The 22,371-nt window shown below is 67.3% G+C and carries 20 protein-coding genes and 1 tRNA gene; 10 read left to right on the forward strand and 11 right to left on the reverse strand.

What is annotated here, in order from left to right:
• Positions 1-87 precede the first annotated feature (87 nt).
• The 4 genes from CSW62_RS03120 to CSW62_RS03135 all read left to right on the forward strand — a co-directional run bounded on the left by CSW62_RS03120 (position 88) and on the right by CSW62_RS03135 (position 4,816).
• The gene (locus CSW62_RS03120) at positions 88-1,008 is read left to right on the forward strand and encodes an alpha/beta fold hydrolase (protein ID WP_099582155.1); all 921 of its coding nucleotides are present in this window, start codon (positions 88-90) and stop codon (positions 1,006-1,008) included.
• A gap of 95 nt (positions 1,009-1,103) precedes the next feature.
• Positions 1,104-1,307, forward strand: coding sequence for a hypothetical protein (locus CSW62_RS03125; RefSeq protein WP_099575742.1), 204 nt, complete (start codon positions 1,104-1,106; stop codon positions 1,305-1,307).
• A gap of 83 nt (positions 1,308-1,390) precedes the next feature.
• Positions 1,391-2,155, forward strand: coding sequence for an SDR family oxidoreductase (locus CSW62_RS03130; RefSeq protein ID WP_099575743.1), 765 nt, complete (start codon positions 1,391-1,393; stop codon positions 2,153-2,155).
• A 108-nt stretch (positions 2,156-2,263) separates the two neighbouring features.
• Positions 2,264-4,816, forward strand: a complete 2,553-nt coding sequence (locus CSW62_RS03135) for a response regulator (protein ID WP_099575744.1) — start codon at positions 2,264-2,266, stop codon at positions 4,814-4,816.
• A 1-nt stretch (position 4,817) separates the two neighbouring features.
• Here the strand turns inward: CSW62_RS03135 and CSW62_RS03140 are convergent, their stop codons facing one another.
• Positions 4,818-5,981 carry an aminotransferase gene (locus CSW62_RS03140; protein WP_099575745.1) on the reverse strand — a complete coding sequence of 388 codons (1,164 nt, stop codon included), beginning with the start codon at positions 5,979-5,981 and terminating at the stop codon, positions 4,818-4,820.
• A gap of 311 nt (positions 5,982-6,292) precedes the next feature.
• On the opposite strand from CSW62_RS03140, the gene CSW62_RS03145 reads away from it, so the two are divergent.
• Entirely contained in the window at positions 6,293-6,541 is a 249-nt protein-coding gene (locus CSW62_RS03145; protein ID WP_099582156.1) for a GlsB/YeaQ/YmgE family stress response membrane protein, read from the forward strand.
• A 73-nt stretch (positions 6,542-6,614) separates the two neighbouring features.
• On the opposite strand, the gene typA is transcribed toward CSW62_RS03145, so the two are convergent.
• Positions 6,615-8,450, reverse strand: a complete 1,836-nt coding sequence (typA, locus tag CSW62_RS03150; protein WP_099575746.1) for a translational GTPase TypA — start codon at positions 8,448-8,450, stop codon at positions 6,615-6,617.
• Positions 8,451-9,108: 658 nt separating this feature from the next.
• Between typA and CSW62_RS03160 the strand changes: the two genes are divergently transcribed.
• On the forward strand, positions 9,109-9,726 hold the full coding sequence (locus tag CSW62_RS03160; protein WP_099575748.1) for a P-loop NTPase fold protein: 618 nt from the start codon (positions 9,109-9,111) through the stop codon (positions 9,724-9,726).
• Complete coding sequence (locus CSW62_RS03165) at positions 9,666-11,594, forward strand: P-loop NTPase fold protein (protein ID WP_158235380.1); 1,929 nt, start codon at positions 9,666-9,668, stop codon at positions 11,592-11,594. The genes CSW62_RS03160 and CSW62_RS03165 overlap by 61 nt, the downstream gene beginning before the upstream one ends.
• Here CSW62_RS03165 and CSW62_RS03170 read toward each other — a convergent pair.
• Complete coding sequence (locus CSW62_RS03170; RefSeq protein ID WP_099582157.1) at positions 11,577-12,503, reverse strand: N-formylglutamate amidohydrolase; 927 nt, start codon at positions 12,501-12,503, stop codon at positions 11,577-11,579. The two genes, CSW62_RS03165 and CSW62_RS03170, sit on opposite strands and share 18 nt — an antisense overlap.
• 154 nt (positions 12,504-12,657) lie before the next feature.
• Here CSW62_RS03170 and cpdR point away from each other — a divergent pair, with 154 nt between their 5' ends.
• Together cpdR and CSW62_RS03180 are read left to right on the forward strand one after the other, a co-directional pair.
• Entirely contained in the window at positions 12,658-13,014 is a 357-nt protein-coding gene (gene cpdR, locus CSW62_RS03175; RefSeq protein ID WP_099575750.1) for a cell cycle two-component system response regulator CpdR, read from the forward strand.
• A gap of 133 nt (positions 13,015-13,147) precedes the next feature.
• Positions 13,148-13,222, forward strand: a tRNA-Val gene (locus tag CSW62_RS03180).
• A gap of 167 nt (positions 13,223-13,389) precedes the next feature.
• Here the strand turns inward: CSW62_RS03180 and CSW62_RS03185 are convergent.
• The 5 genes from CSW62_RS03185 to CSW62_RS03205 form a co-directional block, all read right to left on the reverse strand.
• On the reverse strand, positions 13,390-13,581 hold the full coding sequence (locus CSW62_RS03185; protein WP_099575751.1) for a hypothetical protein: 192 nt from the start codon (positions 13,579-13,581) through the stop codon (positions 13,390-13,392).
• A gap of 86 nt (positions 13,582-13,667) precedes the next feature.
• Positions 13,668-14,291 (reverse strand): pyridoxamine 5'-phosphate oxidase family protein, encoded by a 624-nt coding sequence (locus CSW62_RS03190; protein WP_099575752.1) that lies wholly within the window; start codon positions 14,289-14,291, stop codon positions 13,668-13,670.
• Between the two features lie 51 nt (positions 14,292-14,342).
• The gene (locus CSW62_RS03195; protein ID WP_099575753.1) at positions 14,343-14,774 is read right to left on the reverse strand and encodes an OsmC family protein; all 432 of its coding nucleotides are present in this window, start codon (positions 14,772-14,774) and stop codon (positions 14,343-14,345) included.
• A gap of 86 nt (positions 14,775-14,860) precedes the next feature.
• Positions 14,861-15,097, reverse strand: a complete 237-nt coding sequence (locus tag CSW62_RS03200) for a DUF5961 family protein (protein ID WP_099575754.1) — start codon at positions 15,095-15,097, stop codon at positions 14,861-14,863.
• A gap of 121 nt (positions 15,098-15,218) precedes the next feature.
• Complete coding sequence (locus CSW62_RS03205; RefSeq protein WP_304441769.1) at positions 15,219-17,213, reverse strand: M10 family metallopeptidase; 1,995 nt, start codon at positions 17,211-17,213, stop codon at positions 15,219-15,221.
• Between the two features lie 265 nt (positions 17,214-17,478).
• Here CSW62_RS03205 and CSW62_RS03210 point away from each other — a divergent pair, with 265 nt between their 5' ends.
• The gene (locus CSW62_RS03210) at positions 17,479-18,693 is read left to right on the forward strand and encodes an OmpA family protein (RefSeq protein WP_099575756.1); all 1,215 of its coding nucleotides are present in this window, start codon (positions 17,479-17,481) and stop codon (positions 18,691-18,693) included.
• A gap of 269 nt (positions 18,694-18,962) precedes the next feature.
• Here CSW62_RS03210 and mnmD read toward each other — a convergent pair whose 3' ends face one another.
• The 3 genes from mnmD to motA form a co-directional block, all read right to left on the reverse strand.
• The gene (mnmD, locus tag CSW62_RS03215) at positions 18,963-20,726 is read right to left on the reverse strand and encodes a tRNA (5-methylaminomethyl-2-thiouridine)(34)-methyltransferase MnmD (protein ID WP_099575757.1); all 1,764 of its coding nucleotides are present in this window, start codon (positions 20,724-20,726) and stop codon (positions 18,963-18,965) included.
• Positions 20,727-20,937: 211 nt separating this feature from the next.
• Positions 20,938-21,294: a hypothetical protein gene (locus CSW62_RS03220; protein ID WP_099575758.1), complete on the reverse strand. Its 357-nt coding sequence runs from the start codon at positions 21,292-21,294 to the stop codon at positions 20,938-20,940.
• 79 nt (positions 21,295-21,373) lie between these two features.
• Complete coding sequence (gene motA / locus CSW62_RS03225) at positions 21,374-22,240, reverse strand: flagellar motor stator protein MotA (protein WP_099575759.1); 867 nt, start codon at positions 22,238-22,240, stop codon at positions 21,374-21,376.
• Positions 22,241-22,371: the final 131 nt, after the last annotated feature.

Below are 22,371 nucleotides of genomic sequence, written 5' to 3' on the forward strand. Positions count from 1 at the left end.
GCGGCGGCTTCGGCGGAGAGCCGGCGCGCGGAAGGCGCGATGTTGGCCTTCGACGGTCGGACGGTCCGACCCGCCAAGGAAAAGACCATGACCCGCAAGCTCGCCGGCGCGCTCGCCGCCCTGACTGTCTCCGCCCTGTTCGCCTCGACCTCGGCCCACGCGGTCGAGCCTTTCCCCGCCGGTTTCAAGGCCAGCGACATCGCCGTCAACGGCACGACCCTGCACGTCCGCGTCGGCGGGACGGGTCCGGCGGTGGTGCTGCTGCACGGCTTCGCCGACACCGGCGACATGTGGGCGCCCGTCGCCACGGCCTTGGCCAAGACCCACACCGTCATCGTGCCGGACCTGCGGGGCATGGGCCTGTCGGCTCATTCGGCGGGCGGCTATGACAAGAAGACCCAAGGCGAGGACATCGCCGCGGTGATGGACGCCCTGAAGGTCCAGAAGGCCCAGCTGGTCACTCACGATATCGGCAACATGGTCGGCTACGCCCTGGCCGCCCAGCATCCCGACCGCGTCACCAAGTGGGTGGTGATCGACGCCCCGCTGCCGGGCATCGGCCCGTGGGACGAGATCCTGAAGCTGCCGATGCTGTGGCACTTCAACTTCCGCGGCCCGGACATGGAGCGACTGGTCGCCGGCCGCGAGCGCATCTATCTGGACCGCTTCTACAACGAGCTGTCGTTCACGCCCGCCTCGATCACGGAAGAGACCCGCCAGCACTACGCGGCGCTCTATGCCCGCCCAGGCGCGATGCATTCGGCCTTCGAGCAGTTCAAGGCCTTCACCCAGGACGCCGTCGACAACCAGGCCTTCGCCGCCACGAGCAAGCTGCCCATGCCGGTGCTGGCCGTCGGCGCCGACCACTCGTTCGGCGAGCGCCAGGCCGAGGTGCTGCGCTTGGTGGCCAGCGACGTGACGGCCAAGGTGCTGCCGAACTCGGGCCACTGGGTGATGGAAGAGCAGCCCGCCGCGACCACGGCGATCATCACGGGCTTCCTGAACTAGCCTACGTCCGCGCCGATCCGACATTTCAAGGGTCGGCGCGGAACGACGATGATCGGGCGCCGTTGGCCTCAAGCATATCCACTGGAGACATCGTCATGCCCGAACGCGAAGACGCCCCGGAACGCGAAGACGCCTACGAACCGACCAGCGTCGAGGTCGAACGCAATATCCAGCAAGGCGGCGGTGTCGGCGCCCGCGATCTGGCCCGCCAGGCCGAGCCTAGTGTTGTCGTCCCCGAGGACGCCGACGACGATGACGCGACCGCCGAGCCGATCGGCCGGGCCCACCCGCACGAATAACCACAGGCGCGCCACCGCTTGACCGTTTGAAACGTCCGCCGCAGTGTGGTGGAAATTCAAACAAGCGTTTAGGGTGGCGCGCCATGAACCTCTTCGATCTCTCCGGCAAGGTGGCGATCATCACCGGATCTTCGCGGGGCATCGGCAAGGCGATCGCCGAGCGTATGGCCGAGCACGGAGCCAAGGTGGTGATCTCCTCGCGCAAGCTCGAGCCGTGCGAGGAGGTCGCCGCCGCCCTCAACGCCAGGCACGGCGCGGGGACGGCCATCGCGGTCCCGGCCAACATCGCTTCGAAAGAGGATCTCCAGAACTTGGTCGACGAGACCAGGAAGGCCTTCGGCCAGGTCGACATCTGCGTCTGCAACGCCGCCAGCAATCCTTATTACGGTCCGCTGGCCGGAATCAGCGACGACCAGTTTCGCAAGATCCTGGACAACAACATCATCAGTAATCACTGGCTGATCGGCATGGTCGCGCCGGAGATGCGCGAGCGGAAGGACGGCGCGATCATCATCGTCTCGTCGATCGGCGGCCTGCGCGGCAACGCCATCATCGGGGCCTACAACATCTCCAAGGCGGCCGACTTCCAGCTGGCGCGTAACCTGGCCCACGAGTTCGGGCCGGACAATGTGCGGGTCAACTGCATCGCGCCGGGCCTGATCAAGACCGACTTCGCCCGGGCGCTGTGGGAGAACCCCGAGACCTTGAAGCGCGCCACGACCGCCGTGCCGCTGCGCCGGATCGGCGAGCCGGACGAGTTGGCGGGCGCGGCCGTGTATCTCGCTTCCAAGGCCGGCAGCTTCATGACCGGCCAGGCGCTGGTGGTGGACGGCGGAGCAACCATCTGATCGCACACCATGGGCGGGGCGACCAAAAGCCGTGCAACCTGCACGGTTTGCTTAACTCCTCCTACATCTATCACATCGAGGGTGACCGTAGTCTTCAGGGAACCTGACTTGCGGCGCCTACTAGTCTTTCTCGCCCTGATCGGGTCCCTCGTAGCCGGCGCCGCGCACGCGCAAGGCGCCGCGCCCCTGGCTCAGCGCCTTGACCAGCTGGCTCAAGAGATCGGCGCCCATGAGGTCCGCAATCCGCCTCGCGACAATGAGGACATCGAACGGGCCGGCCGCCGCGCCTTGCGCGATCGCGGCCCGGCCCGGATCTATGGTCTGTGGCGCGTGCTCTACGCCTATAAGAGCAACCAGATCGAGGGCCGCTTCGACGCCTGGACCAGGCTGGCCCGCGAAGCGGCCGCCCGCGACCACGACACCCAGCTCGCCACGCTGGTCGATCTGGAGGCCCTGGCCTATCGCCATGAGACCCACGGGTTCCGCGCCTTCACCGAGGGTGACTGGCGCAAATATCTAAGCCAATCCGGCCCCGACATTCGCGTGATCGCCGGGGTGGAGCGCGTGCGGCACCTGGGGCAGATGGGCCGCTGGGCCGAGGCCGCGCGCCTGGCCGCCGATCTGCAGGTCGATATCGAGCGGCGCGGCCGCGTCGCCGCGCCGGTGCTGGCCGAGCTGCATCAGGTGCACAGCTACACGCTGTCGGACATCGGCGACAAGGAAGGCGCGCTGGACCACATGGCCCAGGCGGTGCGCCTGGACGAGCGCGACGCTTTCCACATCCGCAAGATCGAGCGGATCTACGACATCGCCTACACGGCCGCCGACCTGGGCGAGCTGGGCGCCGCCCAGCGCATGGCCGACCTGCACCACCGGATGGTCCTGGCGGATCGCGACAAGGACCTGCTGACCTGGGATCAGCACCTGTGCGCCCGCATCGCTCTGTTGCTGAACCAGCCGCGCAAGGTGCTGGCGTGTCTCAGCGGCGCCCAGGCCGAGATCGACAATCCCTCTCGCCGGCTGCAAGTCATTCTGCTGCGCCAGCGCGCCCAGGCGCGGGCCCAGCTGGGCATGGCCGTCGAGGCCCGCGCCGACCTGGAGCGGCTGAAGACGGTTCCGACCGTGCTGACCCAGCGCGATCCCAGCACCGAGGCGTTGGTGCAGGCCTATATCGACCAGGCGGAAGGTCGCGGCGACCTGGCTTTCCGAGAACTGGACGCCTGGCGGCGCGCCAACAGCGCGGAGACCGAGAAGGCCCATGCGCGCAGCGTGACCGAGATATCCTCCGCCCTCGACAGCGAACTGCGCGCCAAGCGCGACGAAAGCCGCCGCCTGACCGAAGAGGTTCGGCTGAGCCGCAGCCTGGCGCGGGCGTCGGTGGTCATCGCGCTCTTGCTCGGGGTGCTGGTCGCCGGCGGCGTGGCCTGGGCCTTCCACCAGCGCCGCGCCTCAAGCCGACTGAAGGGAGCCCAGGAACATGCCGAGGCCGCCAGCAAGGCCAAGTCGGCCTTCCTGGCGGTCATGAGCCACGAGTTGCGGACGCCTCTGAACGGCATGCTGGGCCTGACCCAGGCCTTGCGCGCCGGGACCCTGACGCAAGAGCAGCGCGAGCAGGTCGACCTGATCATGGACAGCGGCGACACGCTGCTGGTCCTGCTGAACGACATTCTCGACCTCTCCAAGATCGAGGCCGGCAAGCTGGAGATCGCGCCCACGGTCGGCGACCTGGTCCAGACCTGCGCCCGACTGGTCGGCGGCTATCAGCCGACGGCCCGCGAGAAGGGCGTGACCTTGACCTTCGCCCTGGAGAGCGAGGCTCCGGGGCCGCTGATGTTCGATGGGGTGCGGGTGCGCCAGTGCCTGACCAACCTGATCTCCAACGCCCTGAAGTTCACCACGAACGGCAAGGTCGAGGTGGCCCTGGCCTGCTATCCGGAAGAAGCGGGCAGGGTTCGCGTGCGCCTGCGTGTGGCCGACACCGGCATCGGCATGAACCCGTCCACGGTCGCCAAGCTGTTTCGGCCGTTCGTCCAGGCCGACGCCTCGACCACCCGCAACTTTGGCGGCACGGGCCTGGGCCTTAACATCACCCGCCGCCTCGTGGAAATGATGCGCGGCGAAATCCGCGTCGAGAGCGAGGAGGGCCGGGGGTCGATCTTCACCATCGAGATGCTGGTGGACGCCGCCGACGCTTCGGAGCTGCCGGCCTACCCGGACGAGGCCCGCGATGACGAGGTCCCCTTCGCCGCCCTGCATGGCCGCCGGGTGCTGGTGGTCGACGACCATCCCGTCAACCGCCGGGTCATCCGCCTGTTCCTCGAACCGTTCGAGTGCGAGCTGGTCGAGGCCGGGAACGGCCAGGAGGCGCTGGACGCTTTGGAACGCGCGCCTGTCGACCTGGTGTTGATGGACGTCAACATGCCGGTGATGGACGGGCTGGAGGCCACGCGGCGCTTGCGGGCGGATCCCCGCTTCGCGCGGTTGCCGGTGATCGCGCTGACGGCCGACGTGATGTCGGCCCAGATCAAGACGTGCCTTGAAGCGGGTTGCGACGCGCACGTCGCCAAGCCGATCGACCTGCGGAACCTGCTGTCGGTCATGGACACGTGCCTGGCGCGGGGCGTGGCGCGCGAGGTGATGGCGGGACTGGGCGCGCTTTAGCCTATGCGCTGAAAGCCGTCCGAGCCGCCGACAGGCGCTCCACCGCCGCGTCCAGTGTCCCAACGGCCTTGGCGAAGCAAAGCCGCACCACGTTGCGCACCGGATCCTCGGCGAAGAAGGCCGAGACCGGGATCGCCGCGACGCCGAACTCGACGACGGTCCGCTCGCAGAAGGTCACGTCGTCGACCGGAATCCCTGACGCCGTCAGGTCGACATTGAGGAAATAGGTCCCCTGGCTTTCCAGCACCACATAGCCCGCCGCGCGCAGGCCGTCGGTCAGGCGGTCGCGGGAGCGCTGCATTTCGGCGGGCATCTGATCGAACCAGGCGCGGTGGTTGTCGAGGCCCCAGGCCACGCCCGCCTGCAGGTTCGGCGGGGTGGTGAAGGTCAGGAACTGGTGGGCCGCCGCCAGGGGCCTGGTCATGGCGGGCGCGGCCATCAGGAAGCCGACCTTCCAGCCGGTCATGCCGAACAGCTTGCCGGCCGAACCGATCTTCACCGTCCGCTCGCGCATGCCGGGGAAGTTGATCAAGGGTCTGTGCCGACGGCCGTCGAACACCACGGCCTCCCAGACCTCGTCGCAGATGGCGATCGTGTCGTGCTTGACGCAGAACTCGGCCAGCAGGGCCAGGTCCTCGTCGGGCGTGACGACGGCGGCCGGGTTCAGCGGACTGTTCAGGACGACCATGCGGGTCCTGTCGCTGAACGCGGCCCCCAGCATCGCGCGGTCGAAGCGCCAATGCGGCGGGGCCAGGCGGATCAGTTTCGGCACGCCGCCCGCGCGGCGGACCAGCGGCAGATAGGCGTCGTAGAGCGGCTGGAACAGCAACACCTCGTCGCCGGGCGAGATCAGCGCCGTGAACGCCGCCGCCAGGGCCTCGGTGGCGCCAGAGGTGACGATGATCTCGCTGTCGGGATCAAGCGTCAGGTCCTGGGCGCGCGCATAGTGCCCGGCGACCGCGGCGCGCAGCTCCGGCAGGCCGCGCATCGGCGGATATTGGTTGGAGCCCTCGATCAGCGCCCGCGCCGCCGCCTCGCGGACGGGCAGGGGCCCCTGGTCGTCGGGAAAGCCCTGACCCAGATTGATCGCGCCGTGCTGACGGGCCAGGCCGCTCATGCGCTCGAAGATCGTGGTCGGCAGGTTGTCGAAGACGGGGTGAACCATGCCTTTGCCTAGAGCCTGTCTGTTTCTGATGGAACCATCAGAAACGGATAAACAGGCTCTATCTCAAACATCTAGAGCGTGGCGGGCGGCGAAACCGCTCACACTTTCGGCTGCCACGCTCTAGAGCCTGTCTGTTTCTGATGGAACCATCAGAAACGGATAAACAGGCTCTATCTCAAACATCTAGAGCGTGGCGGGCGCCGAGACCGCTCACACTTTCGGCTGCCACGCTCCAGCGCGGCGCGGAAATTCTGAAACCCGGCGGCTGCTCGCGCATTTCCATGGCTCAGCTTCCAAAGGAGGGCATCAGCATGCACGGCGTGGGTTTTATCGGAGCCATCATCATCGGGATCTTCGCCGGCTGGATCGCCGAGAAGATCATGAAGCGGGACCATGGCCTGCTGACCAACCTGATCGTCGGCCTGGTCGGCGCGCTGATCGGTGCGTTCCTGGCCGGAATGCTGGGCATCCACTTCTGGGGCTGGGTCGGCAGCCTGCTGATCTCGACCCTCGGCGCGGTGCTGCTGCTGTGGCTGCTGGGCCTGATCAAGAAGTCGTAGGCGCCGTCCTCCGACACGAAAAAGGCCGCCGTCCTTTCGGACGGCGGCCCAATCTTCGAAGGCTCGAGAAAGCCTACTCTTCCTTGACGCGACGCTTGCGGAACGACGGGTTCAGGATCTGCTTGCGCAGGCGGATGCTCTTCGGGGTCACCTCGACCAGCTCGTCTTCCTCGATATAGGCGATGGCCTGTTCGAGGGTCATGCGGCGCGGCGGGGTCAGGCGGATCGACTCGTCCTTGCCCGAGGCGCGGACGTTGGTCAGTTGCTTGGCCTTCATCGGGTTGACGTCGAGGTCGTCCTGACGGGCGTTCTCGCCGATGATCATGCCGAGGTAGCACTTCTCGTTGGCGCCGACGAACATCACGCCGCGCTCTTCCAGGTTCCACAGCGCGTAGGCCGCGGTTTCACCGTCCGAGTTCGAGATCAGCACGCCCTTGCGCTGTTGGTCGAAGGCGCCCTTGTACGGCTCGTAGTGGCTGAACACGCGGTTCAGCACGCCCGAACCACGCGTGTCGGTCAGGAACTCGCCCTGATAGCCGATCAGCGAGCGCGAGGGGGCGACCAGCTGGATGCGGGTCTTGCCCGCGCCCGACGGGCCCATGTCCTTCAGCTCGGCCTTACGCAGCGACAGCTTCTCGATGACGATGCCCGAGAACTCGTCGTCGACGTCGATCATGACGTCTTCCATCGGCTCCAGGCGCTTGCCGGTTTCCGGATCGGTCTGGAACACGACGCGCGGACGGCTGATCGACACCTCGAAGCCTTCGCGACGCATGTTCTCGATCAGGACGCCCAGCTGCAGTTCGCCGCGGCCCGACACTTCATAGGCGTCGCCTTCGGCCGTCTCGGTGACCTTGATGGCCACGTTCGATTCGGCTTCCTTCAGCAGGCGGTCGCGGATGACGCGCGACTGGACCTTGTCGCCTTCGCGGCCGGCCAGCGGGCTGTCATTGACCGAGACGGTCATCGAGATGGTCGGCGGATCGATCGGCTGGGCCGGCAGGGCCTCGGTCACTTCCAGGGCGCACAGGGTGTCGGCGACGGTGGCCTTCGACATACCGGCGATGGCGACGATGTCGCCGGCCTCGGCGCCTTCGTCGACCGGCGAACGCTTCAGGCCGCGGAAGGCCAGCACCTTGGTGATGCGGCCGCGCTCGATTTCCTTGCCGTTACGGTCGAGGGCCTTGATGGCCATGCCCGGGATGGCCTTGCCGCTCTCGATGCGGCCGGTCAGCAGGCGGCCCAGGAACGGGTCGCTTTCGATCAGCACGTTCAGGATCTGGAACGGCTCGTCCGTCTTGGCGATCTGCTTCGGTTCCGGCACGTGGCGGACGATCAGGTCGAACAGCGGGGCCAGGTTGTCGTTCGGGACGTTCATGTCCATCGTCGCCCAGCCGGCGCGGCCCGAGGCGTAGATGTGCGGGAAGTCCAGCTGCTCGTCCGTGGCGCCGATGGCGGCGAACAGGTCGAAGGCGGCGTTGTGGACCTTGTCCGGATCGGCGTGGGCGCGGTCGACCTTGTTGATGCAGAGGATCGGCTTCAGGCCCATCTTCAGCGCCTTGGTCAGCACGAACTTGGTCTGCGGCATGACGCCTTCTTCGGCGTCGACCAGCAGGACGCAGCCGTCGACCATGCCCAGGATGCGTTCGACTTCGCCGCCGAAGTCGGCGTGGCCGGGGGTGTCGATGATGTTGATGCGGGTTTCGCCCGCTTCACCGTTCCACAGCACGCTGGTGCACTTGGCCAGAATGGTGATGCCGCGCTCGCGCTCCTGGTCGTTGGAGTCCATGGCGCGCTCGGTGGTGGCTTCGTTGGCGCGGAAGACGCCCGACTGGGCCAGCAGCTGATCGACGAGGGTGGTCTTGCCATGATCGACGTGCGCGATGATGGCGATATTTCGCATGGACATGGGAGCGGACGGACTTTCGGGAGGAATAGGAGATGACGCTGTACGCGTCAGGCGCGCGGCTTTTACGCGACTGCGTCCGATTTATCCACCCCTGACCTTTGCAAAGACTTGTCGCAGGTAACCGGTGTCATCGACAAAGCCTTATGCGGCTTGGGTTTGCGAGGTGTTCTCAGTCGAGACCGTTTCAAACGCAACAAATTGTGCAGCGCAACATGCCTATATTTAGGGCAATTCGGAAGAGCGCCGTTCTGTGATCCTTATGGCGTAACGGGTTGCGCTATACCCCTGTCAAAAAATCGACATTAACGCCTACTTTTTTACTTGCCTGTTTTTGCGCCGCACCCTATAAACATTCCCGTGAGGCGGCGCTGCCGCCTCTGCCCTTCCTGGGCGTTTCCTCCCTAATGAACTGGCCCGGCGGTTTCGCCGGGCTTTTTTTTGGCCTGTGGCTCGGGAGGCGCGTCCAGCTCCTTGAAGCGTGATCCGGGGCTGGTTCTCAGGTCTTTGCGCCGGGGCGTGAGCTTGCCGAAGCGCGATCACAGACCGCCGAAACGAAACAGCCACCAGGCGTTCAACCTTTTCGTGCATTATGCTAGCCTTCTCATCTGGCGGGAGGGCTGGATGTCAGGCCGCGCCGGATTCGCGGGGGCGAGCGGGTATGAGGGACGAGAAGACGGCGGTGCGAGCCCGCGAGCCCGAAGCCGAAAGCATCGCTGGCAACGCGCTGGGCGACCAGCCGACGTCGGTCGATAGCCTGGGCTTCGCGCCCTATGTCGACGCCATAGCGCTTTTCCTCACCGCGCCGGCGACCAAACCGCCGTTCACGATTTCGATCGAGGGCGAGTGGGGAAGCGGCAAATCGTCGTTCATGCTGCAGCTGGAAAACGCCATCGGTGGGCGCCGGATCAAGTCGCCGTTCCTGGAGCGACTGCCCCGTTGGCTGGGCGGCCTGGGCGCCACGGCGCGATCTGTCGGCGACACTCAGGACAAGCCGCTGTCCGTCCGCTTCAACGCCTGGCGCCACGATAAGCAGGACGCGCTCTGGGCGGCCTTCGCCCTGGCCTTCGTGAAGTCGCTGCGCGAGGAGGTTGGCCTTGTCCGCGCCTGGCGAGGGGACATGCTGCTGTTTCTGAAGCGGCTAAAGGGCCTGGGGGCGTGGATCGAAGTCTTTCGCCTGCTGGCGTCGGTGCTGCTGTTGTTGGTCGGGCCCTCGTGGTGCGGGACGTCGCCCACAACCACCCCACGGGGCTGGGAAGCCTCTTCGGCTGGCTGCTGACGGGCGAGAAGGATTCGAAACTGGTCGAGCAGGGCCTGGGCCTTCTCGCCTCGACGGGGACGTTCGGCGCAACGGTGGCCCTCGGCCTGGCGGGCCTGCGCAAGGTCTATTCCTCGATCAAGCTGCCCCTATCCCTGAAGCTGGAGAAGTACATCGCCAGGCCCGACTACGAGGGGCATGTCGCGTTCATCGAGACCTTCCATCTCGACCTGAACCGGTTGATTGAAGTCTATGCCGGCGATCGGCGCGTCTTCATCTTCATCGACGACCTCGACCGCTGCGACGTGCCGCGCGCCGCCGATCTGATGCAGGCGATCAACCTGATGATCGGCGACTCCAAGAACCTGGTGTTCGTCATCGGCATGGACCGCGAAAAGGTCGCCGCCGGGATCGCCCAGAAATACAAGGATATCCTGCCCTTCCTTCGGGATAGCGCCCACTGGAAGCCGAACGACGAGAAAGACACCTATACGCCGCTGTACTTTGGCTACGGCTATCTGGAGAAGTTCATCCAGATCAGCTTCTCCCTGCCCATTGCGAACGAGAACGCGCTCGATAGTTTCTTCGCGGAAGAGCCCGCCACGGCGGCGCGCCCGGTATGGAGCATGAGGCTCCGGGAATACTGGACGGCGTGGTTCCGGACGGTCTGGCCAGGGGCCGCGCCGCCAACCGCCGAGGTCGCGTCCGACCCGGTCCAGCAAAGCCAGGTTGAGGTGGAAGCTCGGCGACGCAAGTTCCAGAGCAAGATGGAGCGGGATTCAGACCGGATACGCGAGGTCGTAAAGCTCGTCAGCGGGGTGTTCGAACACAATCCGCGACGCATTAAGCAGTTCATCAGCACGTTCCGCCTCGCCCTCTACATCGCCAACGATCAGGGGTTGTTCGACAGCCCGGACGATCGCGAGCCCGACATCACGCCGGAACAGATCGGCAAGTGCGTCGCCTTGCTCTTGCGATTCCCCGATCTTCGCTTCGTGCTGGAGCAAGACCGGGCGCTGTTGGGCAAGCTCCAGGCCGCGGCTCTGGGCGAGGTCGCCGCGCGTCCGGCGGCCTATCATTGGCTGGAGAAGCCCGGCGCGATCGAGCTGCTCACATCCAGGTGCCGCCTCGAGGATGCTTCCGACGCCTACTCGCTCGCCAATTTCGATATCCGCCGGCTTTTGTCGGTGCTTCCCCGCGTGCCGCGACCGGCGGACCCTGCCGATCGGGTGATCGCCGCCTTCGCCGAGCTCGGCCGCCGCTACGAGGCCATTCGGGCGGACGAGCCCGCGAGCGCGGCGCGAACCCGCAAGATGACGGCCCTGGTCCATGAGGCCCTTGCGCTGGCGGGAAGGTTGTCCGCCTCCGACCTGGCGCTGGCGCTAAGCACGCCCGACGACTCGGACGGCGCGCGCCTGATGCGGATCATGCTGGCGTCGATCGCTGTCAACGCGGCCAATCTCACATGGCTTCTGGGATACAATGGGACGTTCCGGACGCCCTTCGAGCACTACTGGTGCATCCGGGTCCTGACCGACTACGTGCCGGCGATGGACGAGGCGCAACGCGCTCGGGTCAACGCCGATCTCGGGGCGCGGTGGGCGGAGATCGCCACGGATCGCGGTCGCGTGGCGATGGCGCGTCGCCTGTTGGATATGACGAGCCCGAAGTCGAGCCCCGCGCGGCCCGCCACATCCGGCGGGCGGCGGTCGCGGGGCCAACACGAAACCGCCACCCTCCGGTGGTTCGAAGGCGGAAAGGGCCAGCTCCGCGACAAAGGCGGCCGCCCGGCCTGGAGCAAAGGTTCCTGCCGAGAAGAAGGCGGCGCCGGCTTAGAGGCGCGGCGGGGGGGCGGCCGTGAAGCGCGCGCCCTACTTCAACTCCGCTAGATCCATGCCCGTCAGCGCCCGGGTCAGCGTCTCGGCGTCGGCCGTTAGCCTCGCCAGGCCTTCGGTCGGCTCGCGGGTGGTCTCGTTCATGTAGAGCGCTCGGTTGATCTCGATCTGCAGGGCGTGGGTGCGCCGGGCCGGGCGGCCGTAGTGCTCGGTGGTGTAGCCGCCGGCATAGGGGGCGTTGCGGACCACGCGATAGCCCAGGGCCTCCAGCTCGCGCTCGACCAGGCCGGTCAGCTTGGGCGAGCAGGCCGCGCCGAAGCGGTCGCCCAGCACGATGTCGCAGGGGCCGCCGTTGCGGGTCCGCTGGCCGCGCGCGGCGGCGGCGGGCATCGAGTGCCAATCGATCAGGATCGCCGCCCCATGCGCCGCTCGCGCCGCCGCCAGCTGGCGGTCCAAAGCGTCGTGATAGGGGCGGTGGGTCAGCTCCACCCGCGCGCTGGCCTCGGCGAAGGTCAGCTTGCGGGCGTAGATCGGCCGGCCCTCGCTGGCGATGCGGGGGATCGTGCCCAGCCCCGCCGCCACCCGGGCCGAGCGGCCATGGGCGTAGTCGGGCAGGGCTTCGGCGTACATCGCCGGGTCCAGCTCCCACGGCTCGCGATTGAGGTCGACATAGGCCCGGGCGAAGCGGGCGCGGATCATGCTGGCTCCCAGGGCCGGCGCCCCGTCGATGATGCGGTCGACGAAGGCGTCCTCCGAAGCGCGCAGCGTCTCGACCGGCAGGCGGGCGGCGGCGATCATGTCCTCGGGGTAGATCCCGCCCGAATGGGGCGAGGCGAACACCAGGGCCGTCGGCGGCGGCGCCCCGGCCGGGGCGGCGCGCGTCACCTCGAACGCCGGACCGCCGAACGTCTCCAACGGCGCCGTCGCCGCGTCATTGGTCGTGAGGGGCCGCCAAGCGCTCATGCCGCGCATCATCGAAGCCCTGTGGCGCCGGGTCAAACGACAAACATCCGCGCGGCGGTTCGTCCACAGCCGCGACACTTAGGTTCATCCCCGATTTACGCTCATCGCGGTACAGTGCCTCTCCGATCGACGACTTTCCCTGGAACGTGACCTCATGGCCCGCATCCTCCTCGCCGAAGATGATGATTCCCTCCGCGGCTTCCTGGCCCGGGCGCTGGAGCGCGCCGGCTTCGAAGTCCAGGCCTGCGCGGATGGCGAGGAAGCCGTCCAGCACCTGGAACATCCCTGGGATCTGCTGCTGACCGACATCGTCATGCCGGGCATGGACGGCATCGAGGTGGCCCGCCAGGCCGCCGCGCGCGATCCGTCCCTGCGCATCATGTTCATCACCGGCTTCGCCGCCGTCGCCCTCTCGGCCCAGGACCGCGCTCCGGCCGGCTCCAAGGTGCTGTCCAAGCCCGTCCACCTGCGCGACCTGGTCGCCGAGGTGGAAAAGATGATGGCCGCATAAGGGGTTAGCGGCCCGGCTCGAAAAAAGTCAGGTAAAAGTTCCTGGGCGGGTTGCGCACCGGCCAAGCCGCCGCTATACCCCCACACCTTCCCGGCCGGGACGTCTTTTCGAAGGCGCTTCGGATCGCTTCGGCGGACGCGTAGCTCAGCGGGAGAGCACCTCGTTGACATCGAGGGGGTCACAGGTTCAATCCCTGTCGCGTCCACCATTCCCTTCCTCATAGAATTCGAAACCCACGACGATATCCGTCGGTGGATTTTCGAGGCTTCGCGCGCCGGTTCCAGCGTGAAGCGCTTTTGCGCCTAGAGGGCGCTGGCGCGGCGAAGATCGGTGCGCGGGGGCGGGGGGGAGGCCGCAACCCTGCGCGACGACGCCCTAGATGGGCTCGCCGATCGGTTGGAAGCTGCCAGGGTCCAGCCCCTCGTCGACGCCCTTCACGTAGAGGCCTTCGGCGTGATGGTGGTAGTCCTCGACCTCGTAGACCTGGCCAGAATAGACGCCAAGGTGCGGCAGGCTCATCCCGGTGCGCAGCAGCATGTCGCCCTGGCGGAAGATGCGTTCGCTCATGGTGGGTCCTCCTGTGACGACGGAGCGTGCGGCGCCGAGGGCGCTCACGCCAAGACACGAGTTCGTCAGCTTCCGGAACGCAACGCTTATCGGGCCCCGAGACGCTCGCGCAGCTGCCGGTTTTCCGCCTCCAGCGCGGCCACTTGCTCGCGCAGCGGCGCGACCGCGCGGGCGATCTCGAGCTCGGTGAAGCGCGGGACGATGTGCTGCGGGCAGTTCCAGTCGAAGGCCGCCAGTCGTAGCCGGAAGATCCGCTCGGGCCGGGCGCGATAGCCAGGGACCGCGACCCGCGCCAGAAGGTCGGGCTCGGCGTCCAACGCCAGGCGCTGGGCGTGGGCCAGGATCTTCAGGCGGGCGCGGCGGGGATAGTCGACCAGGATCAGGGCCACGCGGTCGTTGGCGTTCAGATTGCCGGTGCTGATGTACTGGCGGTTGCCCGCATAGTCGGCGAAGGCCAGGGTCGTCTCGTCCAGCACCTTCAGGAAGCCCGCCGGGCCGCCGCGATGCTGCGCATAGGGCCAGCCGGTCTCCGAGACGCTGGCCATGTAGAAACTGTCGCGCTCGGCGATGAAGGCGACCTCGTTCGGCGTGAAGGCTTCGGAGACGCGATCGACCGCGCCGGGCGTCCACAGCTGGTCGACGCCCATTTCGGCCTGGGCCGCGCGTACGCTGGGCGAACTGGCCAGGTCCAGGAAGCTGTAATGGCTCATGCGCGGTCTCCCGGCGTCCCGACTTCGGCGGGCGTGACGCCGGGAAGGATCCTACTCGATCAGGCTGGCGTCGAGGGTGATCTCGGCGTTGAGCAGTTTCGACACCGGGCAGCCGGCCTTGGCCTTGGCGGTCAGCTCATCGAACTGGGCCTGGTCCGCGCCGGGGATGCTGGCCTTGAGGGTCAGGTGCGAGGCGGTGATGGTGTAGCCGCCCTCGACCTGTTCCAGCGTGATCTTGGCCGAGGTGTCCATGTGGTCGGCCCTTAGGCCCGCTTCGCCCAGGATCAGCGACAGGGCCATGGTGAAGCAGGCCGAGTGGGCGGCTGCGATCAGTTCCTCGGGGTTGGAGCCGGGCTGGCCCTCGAAGCGGCTGGCGAAGCCATAGGGATAGTCCTGCAGGGCGCCGCTCTCGGTCGCGATCGAGCCCTTGCCGTCCTTGATGCCGCCGCTCCAGGCAGCCGAGCCGCTTCTGACGATCTTCATGTCGATGTCTCCAGGTCAGGGGAATGTCGAGGGACAGTCCACCACCGTCCGGCCGTGGCGGCTTGAAGGAAACGGCCCTTCTTGCGTCAGGCTCCGGCGCAGGCCTCGGTCTCGCCGGTCTCCAGATCCACCCGGAAGCACTGCTCACTTCCGGTGTCCTCGTCGCGGACAAGGATCGCAAGGCCGCCGCCCCCAGCGTCGCTATTGGGGATGTCGTGGGCAAAGTCCTCGACATAGGCGACCGCCGCCGCTTCCGGGCTGGTCTCGTCGATCAGGCGGGCGTGGTGGCCATGAAGATGCAGGGCGCGGGCGGTGAAGGTCATGCCAGTCTCCTTTGGCGACCAGGAGAAACGCGTGGGGCCGCTTTTGGATTCCCCGAACGCGAAACGGCGGCGAGCCCGAAAGCTCGCCGCCGCGTCTTGTCGTCGGAACCAGGCTTTCGCCTCAGGTCAGATTGTATTCCGGCTTGGCGTAGGTCCCGATCAGGTCGAGGCCATACACATTGTGTGTCACCTGGTCGGCGAAGAAGGCGTCGGCCGACTTGGCGTAGACGCCGATGTGCTCGGTCTCGGCCGCCGCCAACAGCCAGCCGACCATGGCGGCCTTGGTCCCCTGGCCGTTGACGCCGTCCTGGCCGTAGTATGCCAGATAGCCGGAGCGGGTCATGATCGAGCCGCCCACGGTGACGTTGGTGTCCAGCAGGTCTTGAACCTTCTGGTCGGTCGGGGTCAGACCGAAGATGGCCGCATAGGCCTTCTTGGTCGCGTCGAAGAGGCTCAAGGCCCCGTAGGTCGCCGTAAAGGCCGAGGCGCCTTCGCCGTTCTTGCCCAGATTGACCGAGAAGTTGATGAAGCGGTTCACCGTGTCGAACGACTGGTAGTAGGCGCCGTTCAGGGTGTTGGGGTTCGCGCCGTTCGGATCGACCAGATAGGCCATCCCGACGGTCGTCGGGGTCTTGCCCGTGAAGAACTGGTAGGAGAGGGCGGCCACGGCGCTGGTGTTCACCGTCGCCTTGATGACCAGGCCGATGGCGTCCGTGTAGCTGGTCCCGGAGGCCATGGCGCCGGCGATCGACTTGGTCATGGCGTCGGCGCCGGTGCTGAAAGTCTGCAGGCGCAGAACGCTGGCCATGGCCGAGGCTACGCGGCTGTCGACAAGGGCGACCGCGCGGTCCGAGAACTGCAGGCTCTCGATATTGATGGCGGTGTCGGCCCCGTCGGTTCCGGCGTTGTCCTTGATCTGCCACCCGCCATTGGCTTGGGCGGTGACGGCGTAGGACGCGAACTTGCCGGCATAGGCGGCGATGTCGAGGCCCGCGCCGCCGTCCAGGACGTCGTTGCCCGCGCCGCCGGTGATGCGGTTGGCCGCGGCGTTGCCGGTGATGGTGTCGACCGCCGATCCGCCGATGGCGTTCTCGATGACCGCGCCGATAGCGATGGTGACGTTGCCGGTCAGGCCGCCGACGCTGGAGAAGAAGCCTTCGCGCAGATCGATGGTCTGGGCGACCTTGTAGCCGGAGAAGTCGAAGGTGTCGGTCCCGCCGGCGTCCCAGGCGGCGAACACCAGCTTGGTCGATGACGAGGTCGCCGAGAACCAGTCGCGCTCGGCGGTCGCGTTGAAGCCGTAGACCGTGTCGCCCGTGCGGGTGGTCATGTTGGCGCCGTAGGCCAGCTGGGCCGCGGCGATGTCGTCCAGCAGCGGCGCGGAGGCGTAGGCGCCGCTGAACGATCCGCCGGTGTTGGACTCGCTGAAGTAGGACATCACCGTGTACTGGCGGCTGTCCTCGTAATAGCCGGCGTCGGCGTTGTAGGTGATGGCGGTGGCCGCGTCGCCCGCGTTGTACTCGGACGGGTGGGCTAGGCCGATGGCGTGGCCGATCTCGTGGACCAGGACCATGCCGCCGTAGTTCGAGCCGTTCGGGTTGCTGTTGTAGCCGAGGCTGGAATTGATCCAGACATCGCCCGACCGGCTGCTGGTCTGGGCATTGCCGGGATAGTAGGCGAAGGCGGCCGAGCCGGACTCGCCCGTGCTGTAGTTGCCGAACAGGATGGCGGCGTTGTCGCTGTAGGCCGCCGCGCCCGTGGTTCCGGTTCCGGCGCGCACGAACGTGACGTCGGCGACGTCCGACCAGGACTGCAGGGCCTTCTCGGCCTGAGCGATCTGGGCGCTGTTGAACTGGGAGAAGCCCGCGGTGTCGGTGGGCATGGTGGCGGGCGCGGTGGCGCGATAGGCGTAGGTCACCGTCGCGCCGACATGTAGGGCGGGACCCCAGCCGGGCTCGCCTCGCAGCAGTTGCGAGGCCGCTTGGTCCACGGTCAGGCTGTTCTTGCCCGCCACGACACCAACGCGCGCATCGGCGTTGACGAAAGAATTCGGTGTCTCGCCGCCCGTGATCATCACAAGTTCCGGGTCAGCCTCGGGAAACGCTTCAATGCTCACGGACATACTCCACTCGTCCCTGCCAGCAGTATGCAGGAATGAGATTCTCCTGCAATCTCGGCTATTTGCGACATGTGCGCGCAGGTCCTTCGGCCAAGCTAAGCGCTGCCGGAACGCCGGCTCGTCCGCGACCTTTTTACAAATGACGGCTCTTTGTGGCGCTTCTGCCACACCTGAATCCGCTGGGTGCGCGTTTGTCGTGCTGAGGTCCCGGGGACGTGTCGGGCCCGCGACATACGACAGAGACTAGAGAGGGTTTTAAAACATGAATATGCGGTTGCTTGCCGGCGTCGCCTTGATCGCGCTCGGCGCGGCCTCGGGCGCTTCGGCTCAAAGCGCCCTGAGCGGCTTCTATGTCGCGGGCGATGTGGGCTATCACCAGCCGAAGGACGTGAAGGCCACGTCTTCTAACGGCTATCAGTGGAATTTCGGTGGTGAGAAGGACTGGGCCGGCTTTGCTCGCCTGGGTTACAAGTTCACGCCGAACTGGCGCGTGGAAGCTGAATACGGCTATCGCCCCGGCGACCTGAACAGCGTCCGCGGCAACGGTCTGGCCGGCGCTCAGCCGATCGGCCTTTGCACCCCCGGCGTCGGCCGCTCGCCGGCCGCCCCGGATTGCGGTGAGCTGGACGGCAGCCTGAAGGCCACCACCCTTATGGCCAACGTGATCTTCGACCTGGCGCCGGGTGGCACGTTCAATCCGTATATCGGCGCTGGCGCCGGTACGGCCTGGGTGCACAACAAGGCCTATGGCCAGCTGTCGGGCGTTCCGGCCGGCGGCGCTCGCTTCCAGAACACCAACTTCGACGACGTCGACCAGGCCTTCGCCTATCAAGGCATCGTGGGCCTGGGTTGGAACTTCGCCCAGAACTGGTCGATGGACCTGACCGGCCGCTACCTGGAAACCAAGAACCTCAAGTTCGGTTCGGTGACCCAGAACACCGGTCCGGCCGGTGGCTCGATCACCGACGTCGGCACCTTCTCGGGCAAGTACAAGGACGCTTCGGTGACCTTGGGTCTGCGCTACACCTTCGGGTCGCCGCCGCCCCCGCCGCCCCCGCCGCCTCCGCCCCCGCCGCCCCCGCCCCCGCCCCCGCCGCCTCCTCCGCCCCCGCCGCCGATGCCGGCCGCTCCGGCCTATGAAGCGCGCGAGTTCGTGGTCTACTTCCCGTTCGATCAGTACGTGCTGACGCCGGAAGCCCAGGCGGTGGTCCAACAGGCCGCCGAGTACGCCAAGGGCGGCAACGCGACCAAGGTCGTCGTGACGGGTCACACCGACACCTCGGGTTCGGATCGCTACAACCAGAAGCTCTCGGAACGCCGCGCCAAGGCCGTTGCCGATGGCCTGGTCAGCCAGGGCCTGAACGCCACGGCCGTGGCGGTCGACTGGAAGGGCGAAAGCGCTCCGGCCGTTGCCACTGGCGACGGTGTCAAGGAACCGCTGAACCGCCGTTCGACGGTCTCGATCAACTTCCAATAAGGAAGACTTGATTGACGGAATTGGGGGCTGGCCGCGAGGCCGGCCCCTTTTTCTTTGCGCCCCGTGCGGGGGAGGGTTCGGTCGAGCCTCAAACGGAAAGACGCTCCCGATGGGGCGTCGGGAGCGTCCGATCCGGCGGACCAAGAGGGCGGAGGACCGCCGTCACGCAGGCCGGCAACAGGGGGCGCCAGCCTCATATAGACTTCAGCGGATTAGGGAGCGCGGGACGGCAAAGGGTCCGCCACACGCGCTCCGATAACCACGTTCGATTATACGCCGATGCCCGTGACAGGCGAGTCGAAACGGCGCGCTTCGACCAAGTGCGACAATTGGCGCGGCAGGGGCGAGGGATGGCCCAGCACCCTGGCGACCAGGTGCTCGGCGAGCAGAGGCGCGAGGCAGAAGCCGCGTGAGCCCAGGCCCGTCAGGACGATCAGGCCGTCGTCGCGAAGGCCGGCCAGGGGCAGGCGGTCGGGCGTGGTGGCGCGGAGGGCGGCGCGGCCGTCGAAGGTCTTGCCCGTCAGGCGGCTGGCCAGGTCCGGCAGCCCCTTGGCCAGGGTCTCGATATTGCGGGCGTGGTCCTCGGGACGGACATCGACGGCGATCTGGTCGCGGTCATGGGTGGCGCCGAACAGGACGCCATCGCGGGTCGGGACCGCATAGCCGCCGAACGCGGTCGCCACGGTTGTCTCGCCGGTCGTCCAGCTGGCCTGGCCGCGCACGGGCTTGAGACGGATGTCGGGGACAAGCTGGCCGCTGGCCGCGCCGCCGGCCAGGGCCACGCGGTCGGCGATCATGATCAGGTCGCCGGCCTCGTCCAGGAGGCGCCAGCCTTCGCCGTCGCGCTCCAGCCGGGCGACGCGGCGGCGGACGATGTCGCCGGTCCAGGCCTTGGTGACCACGGCGGGCTCGATGACCAGGGCGCGGGTCATGGCCAAGGCGTCGTCGCGCACGACCATCGTCTCGGGCTCGAACAGGTCCTGGCCGGCGACGGTGGCGAAGCGGGCCGGGTCGCGCTCGCTGGCCGGTAGTTGCAGGACCTCGCGGGCGATGAGCGCGCCGGGCTCGGCCTCGTAGAGCGCCGCTGCGCGGGCGAAGGCCTGGGCGTAGAGCGCCGCGCGCGGACCGCCGCCGGCGTCGAGCGCGGGGGTGACCAGGGCGGCGGGATTGCCGGAGGCCGCGACGCCTTCCGGGTCGTCGATGATGGTGACAGTCAGGCCTTCGGCGCGGGCGGCGCGGGCGAGGGAAGCGCCGGCAATGCCGCCGCCAATGACCGCGAGGGTCCGGGGGCGCGGTGCGGGTTCATCAGCGCCCAAATCGCTTGAGAGGCGCAGCCAGGCCTCCAGCCGCTCGCGCTTGCGGCCAAAGCCGGGGAGCTTGGCGATCTCGAAGCCGGCGGCTTGCAGGCCGCGCCTCACCGCTCCGGCCACGGTGAAGGTCGCTGCGCGAGCGCCCGGAGCCGAGCGGCGGGCGACGGCGGCCAGGACCTCCTCGCGCCACATGGCGGGGTTGAGGGCGGGCGAGAAGCCGTCCAGGAACCAGGCGTCGGCCGCGCCGTCCCAGGCTTCGAGCGCCGGGATAACGTCCATGACCGCCAGATCCAGCACGGCGTCGAAGCCGGGCAGGTCGACGCGGTGGAAGCCCCGGGCGCGACCGGGCCAATGGTTCAGCAGCACCTGGGCGGCGTCGCCCAGTTCCGGCCAGTGCGCCAGGATCCGGGCGGCCTCGTCGCGCGCCAGCGGATGGGCCTCGATCGAGAAGATGTGGAGCTTGCCGCCTTCCGGCTTCTCGCGCCGCCAGAGGTCGAGCAGGGCGGCGATGTTCAGGCCGGAGCCGAAGCCCAGCTCGCCGACGGTGAAGTCTGGTTGCGCCCCGAACCGCTCGGGAAGGCCGCAGCCCGTCAGGAACACCGCCTTCGTCTCGGCCAGGCCGTCGACGCTGGAGAAATAGACGTCGCCATACAGGCTGGACTGCGGCAGGCCGTCCTCGCGCCAGACGAGGGGCGAACCGTCGGTGGTGGCGGTGGGATCCATGCGGGTGCTAGAGCGCGGGCGGGCGGGGAGCGTCAACGAAAAAGGGCCGCCCCAATGGGACGGCCCCTAACCTCAACCGTCATCCCGCGACTTGTTCGCGGGACTCATTTGTCCGCCGCAGGTGCGGAGAACGCTCACGCTCTCACATGGAGGCTGAACCATGGGTCCCGCGCATGAAGCGCGGGATGACGGTTAGTGTGGTGTGCGAAAGCTAGTGACCCGCCTTCTTCTCTTCCGGCTTGGCGGCGGTGGCCGCGTCTGCGGCGGCGGTGGCCGAGGTCGCCGCCGGGGTCGAGGTCGCGCCGGTGGCCGCGGCGTCGTTGGCGGTCTGCGTGGCGGCATCCGCCGGATCGGCCGGGGCCGCGGCGGCGTCTGCGGCGGCCTTGTTGGCGTCGGCGGCGGCCTGGTCCTTGGCCGAGGCGGCGTCGGTCACCGTGGAGGCGTCGGCGGCGGCGGCCTTGGCGGCGGCGCTGTCGCCCTCGGCGTCCTCATGCTTGCCGCCGCAGGCGGCCAGCGACAGGGCCGAGACGGCCACGCCGGCGATGATAAGTTTGCGGATGGTGCTCATGAGGTGTCCCCTAAACGTCGTTGACGGCAAGGAATACCGGTTCGAAAGCGCGTGCAAGTTACGACGCGCTAACGTGCGCCTACTCGTTCGGGATCTGCGACAGCGCCTCTTCCAGCTCGGCGAAGCTGGGCTGGGCGGGCGAAGGCACGTTGCCGCGGCCGATCTCGACCGAGATCTGGGCGGCGTTGCCGTGCAGGTGGGCCACGAGAACGGCCTGGATGATCTTGTAGAAGGCGCCGTCCTCGTTGACGACGGCCTGCAGGCGCGTGGCCATCGGGCCGACGATGCCATAGGCGATGAACACGCCCAGGAAGGTGCCGACCAGGGCGCCGCCGATCATGCCGCCGAGGACGGCCGGCGGTTCGGTGATCGAGCCCATGGTCTTGATGACGCCCAGCACGGCGGCGACGATGCCCAGCGCGGGGAGCGCGTCGGCCATGTTTTGCAGAGCGTGGGCCGGCTCAAGCGCCTCGTGGTGGTGCTTCTCGAGCTGCTTCTCCATCGCGTCCTCGACCTGGTGGGGGTCCTCCAGGTTCATGGTCATCATCCGCAGGGTGTCGCAGATGAAGTCGACGGCGAAGTGGTCGTGGGTGATCTTGGGGTAGCGGGCGAAGATCGTGCTCTCGCCCGGCTTTTCGATGTGGCTTTCCAGGGCGATGACGCCCTTGGACTTCATCGTCTTGGTCAGCAGGAACAGCAGGGATAGCAGGTCGCGATAGTCAGACGGCTTCCACTTGGGACCCTTGAAGATCTTGCCGAAACCGCCGGCCGTGCCCTTGATGACGACCATCGAGTTGGAGATCAGGAAGGCGGCCACGGCCGCGCCCAGAATGGCCATCAGCTCGTGCGGGGCGGCTTCGATGATCACGTCCAGCTTGCCGCCACCCATCAGATAGCTGCCGAACACCATGCCGAAGAGCATGACGATGCCAATGATCTGGAACATGGTGGAGACCGACCCCGAGAATGAAGCCGCATGATCGCGGTTAATGATTAAGCCAAGGTTTTCACTCGGTCATCCTAACGTCTGTGATCCGCGACACATTGCGCTTGGGACCTAAAAATCGCGTCTATCGG

This window comes from Caulobacter sp. FWC2 (assembly GCF_002742625.1).
Lineage (GTDB): Bacteria > Pseudomonadota > Alphaproteobacteria > Caulobacterales > Caulobacteraceae > Caulobacter.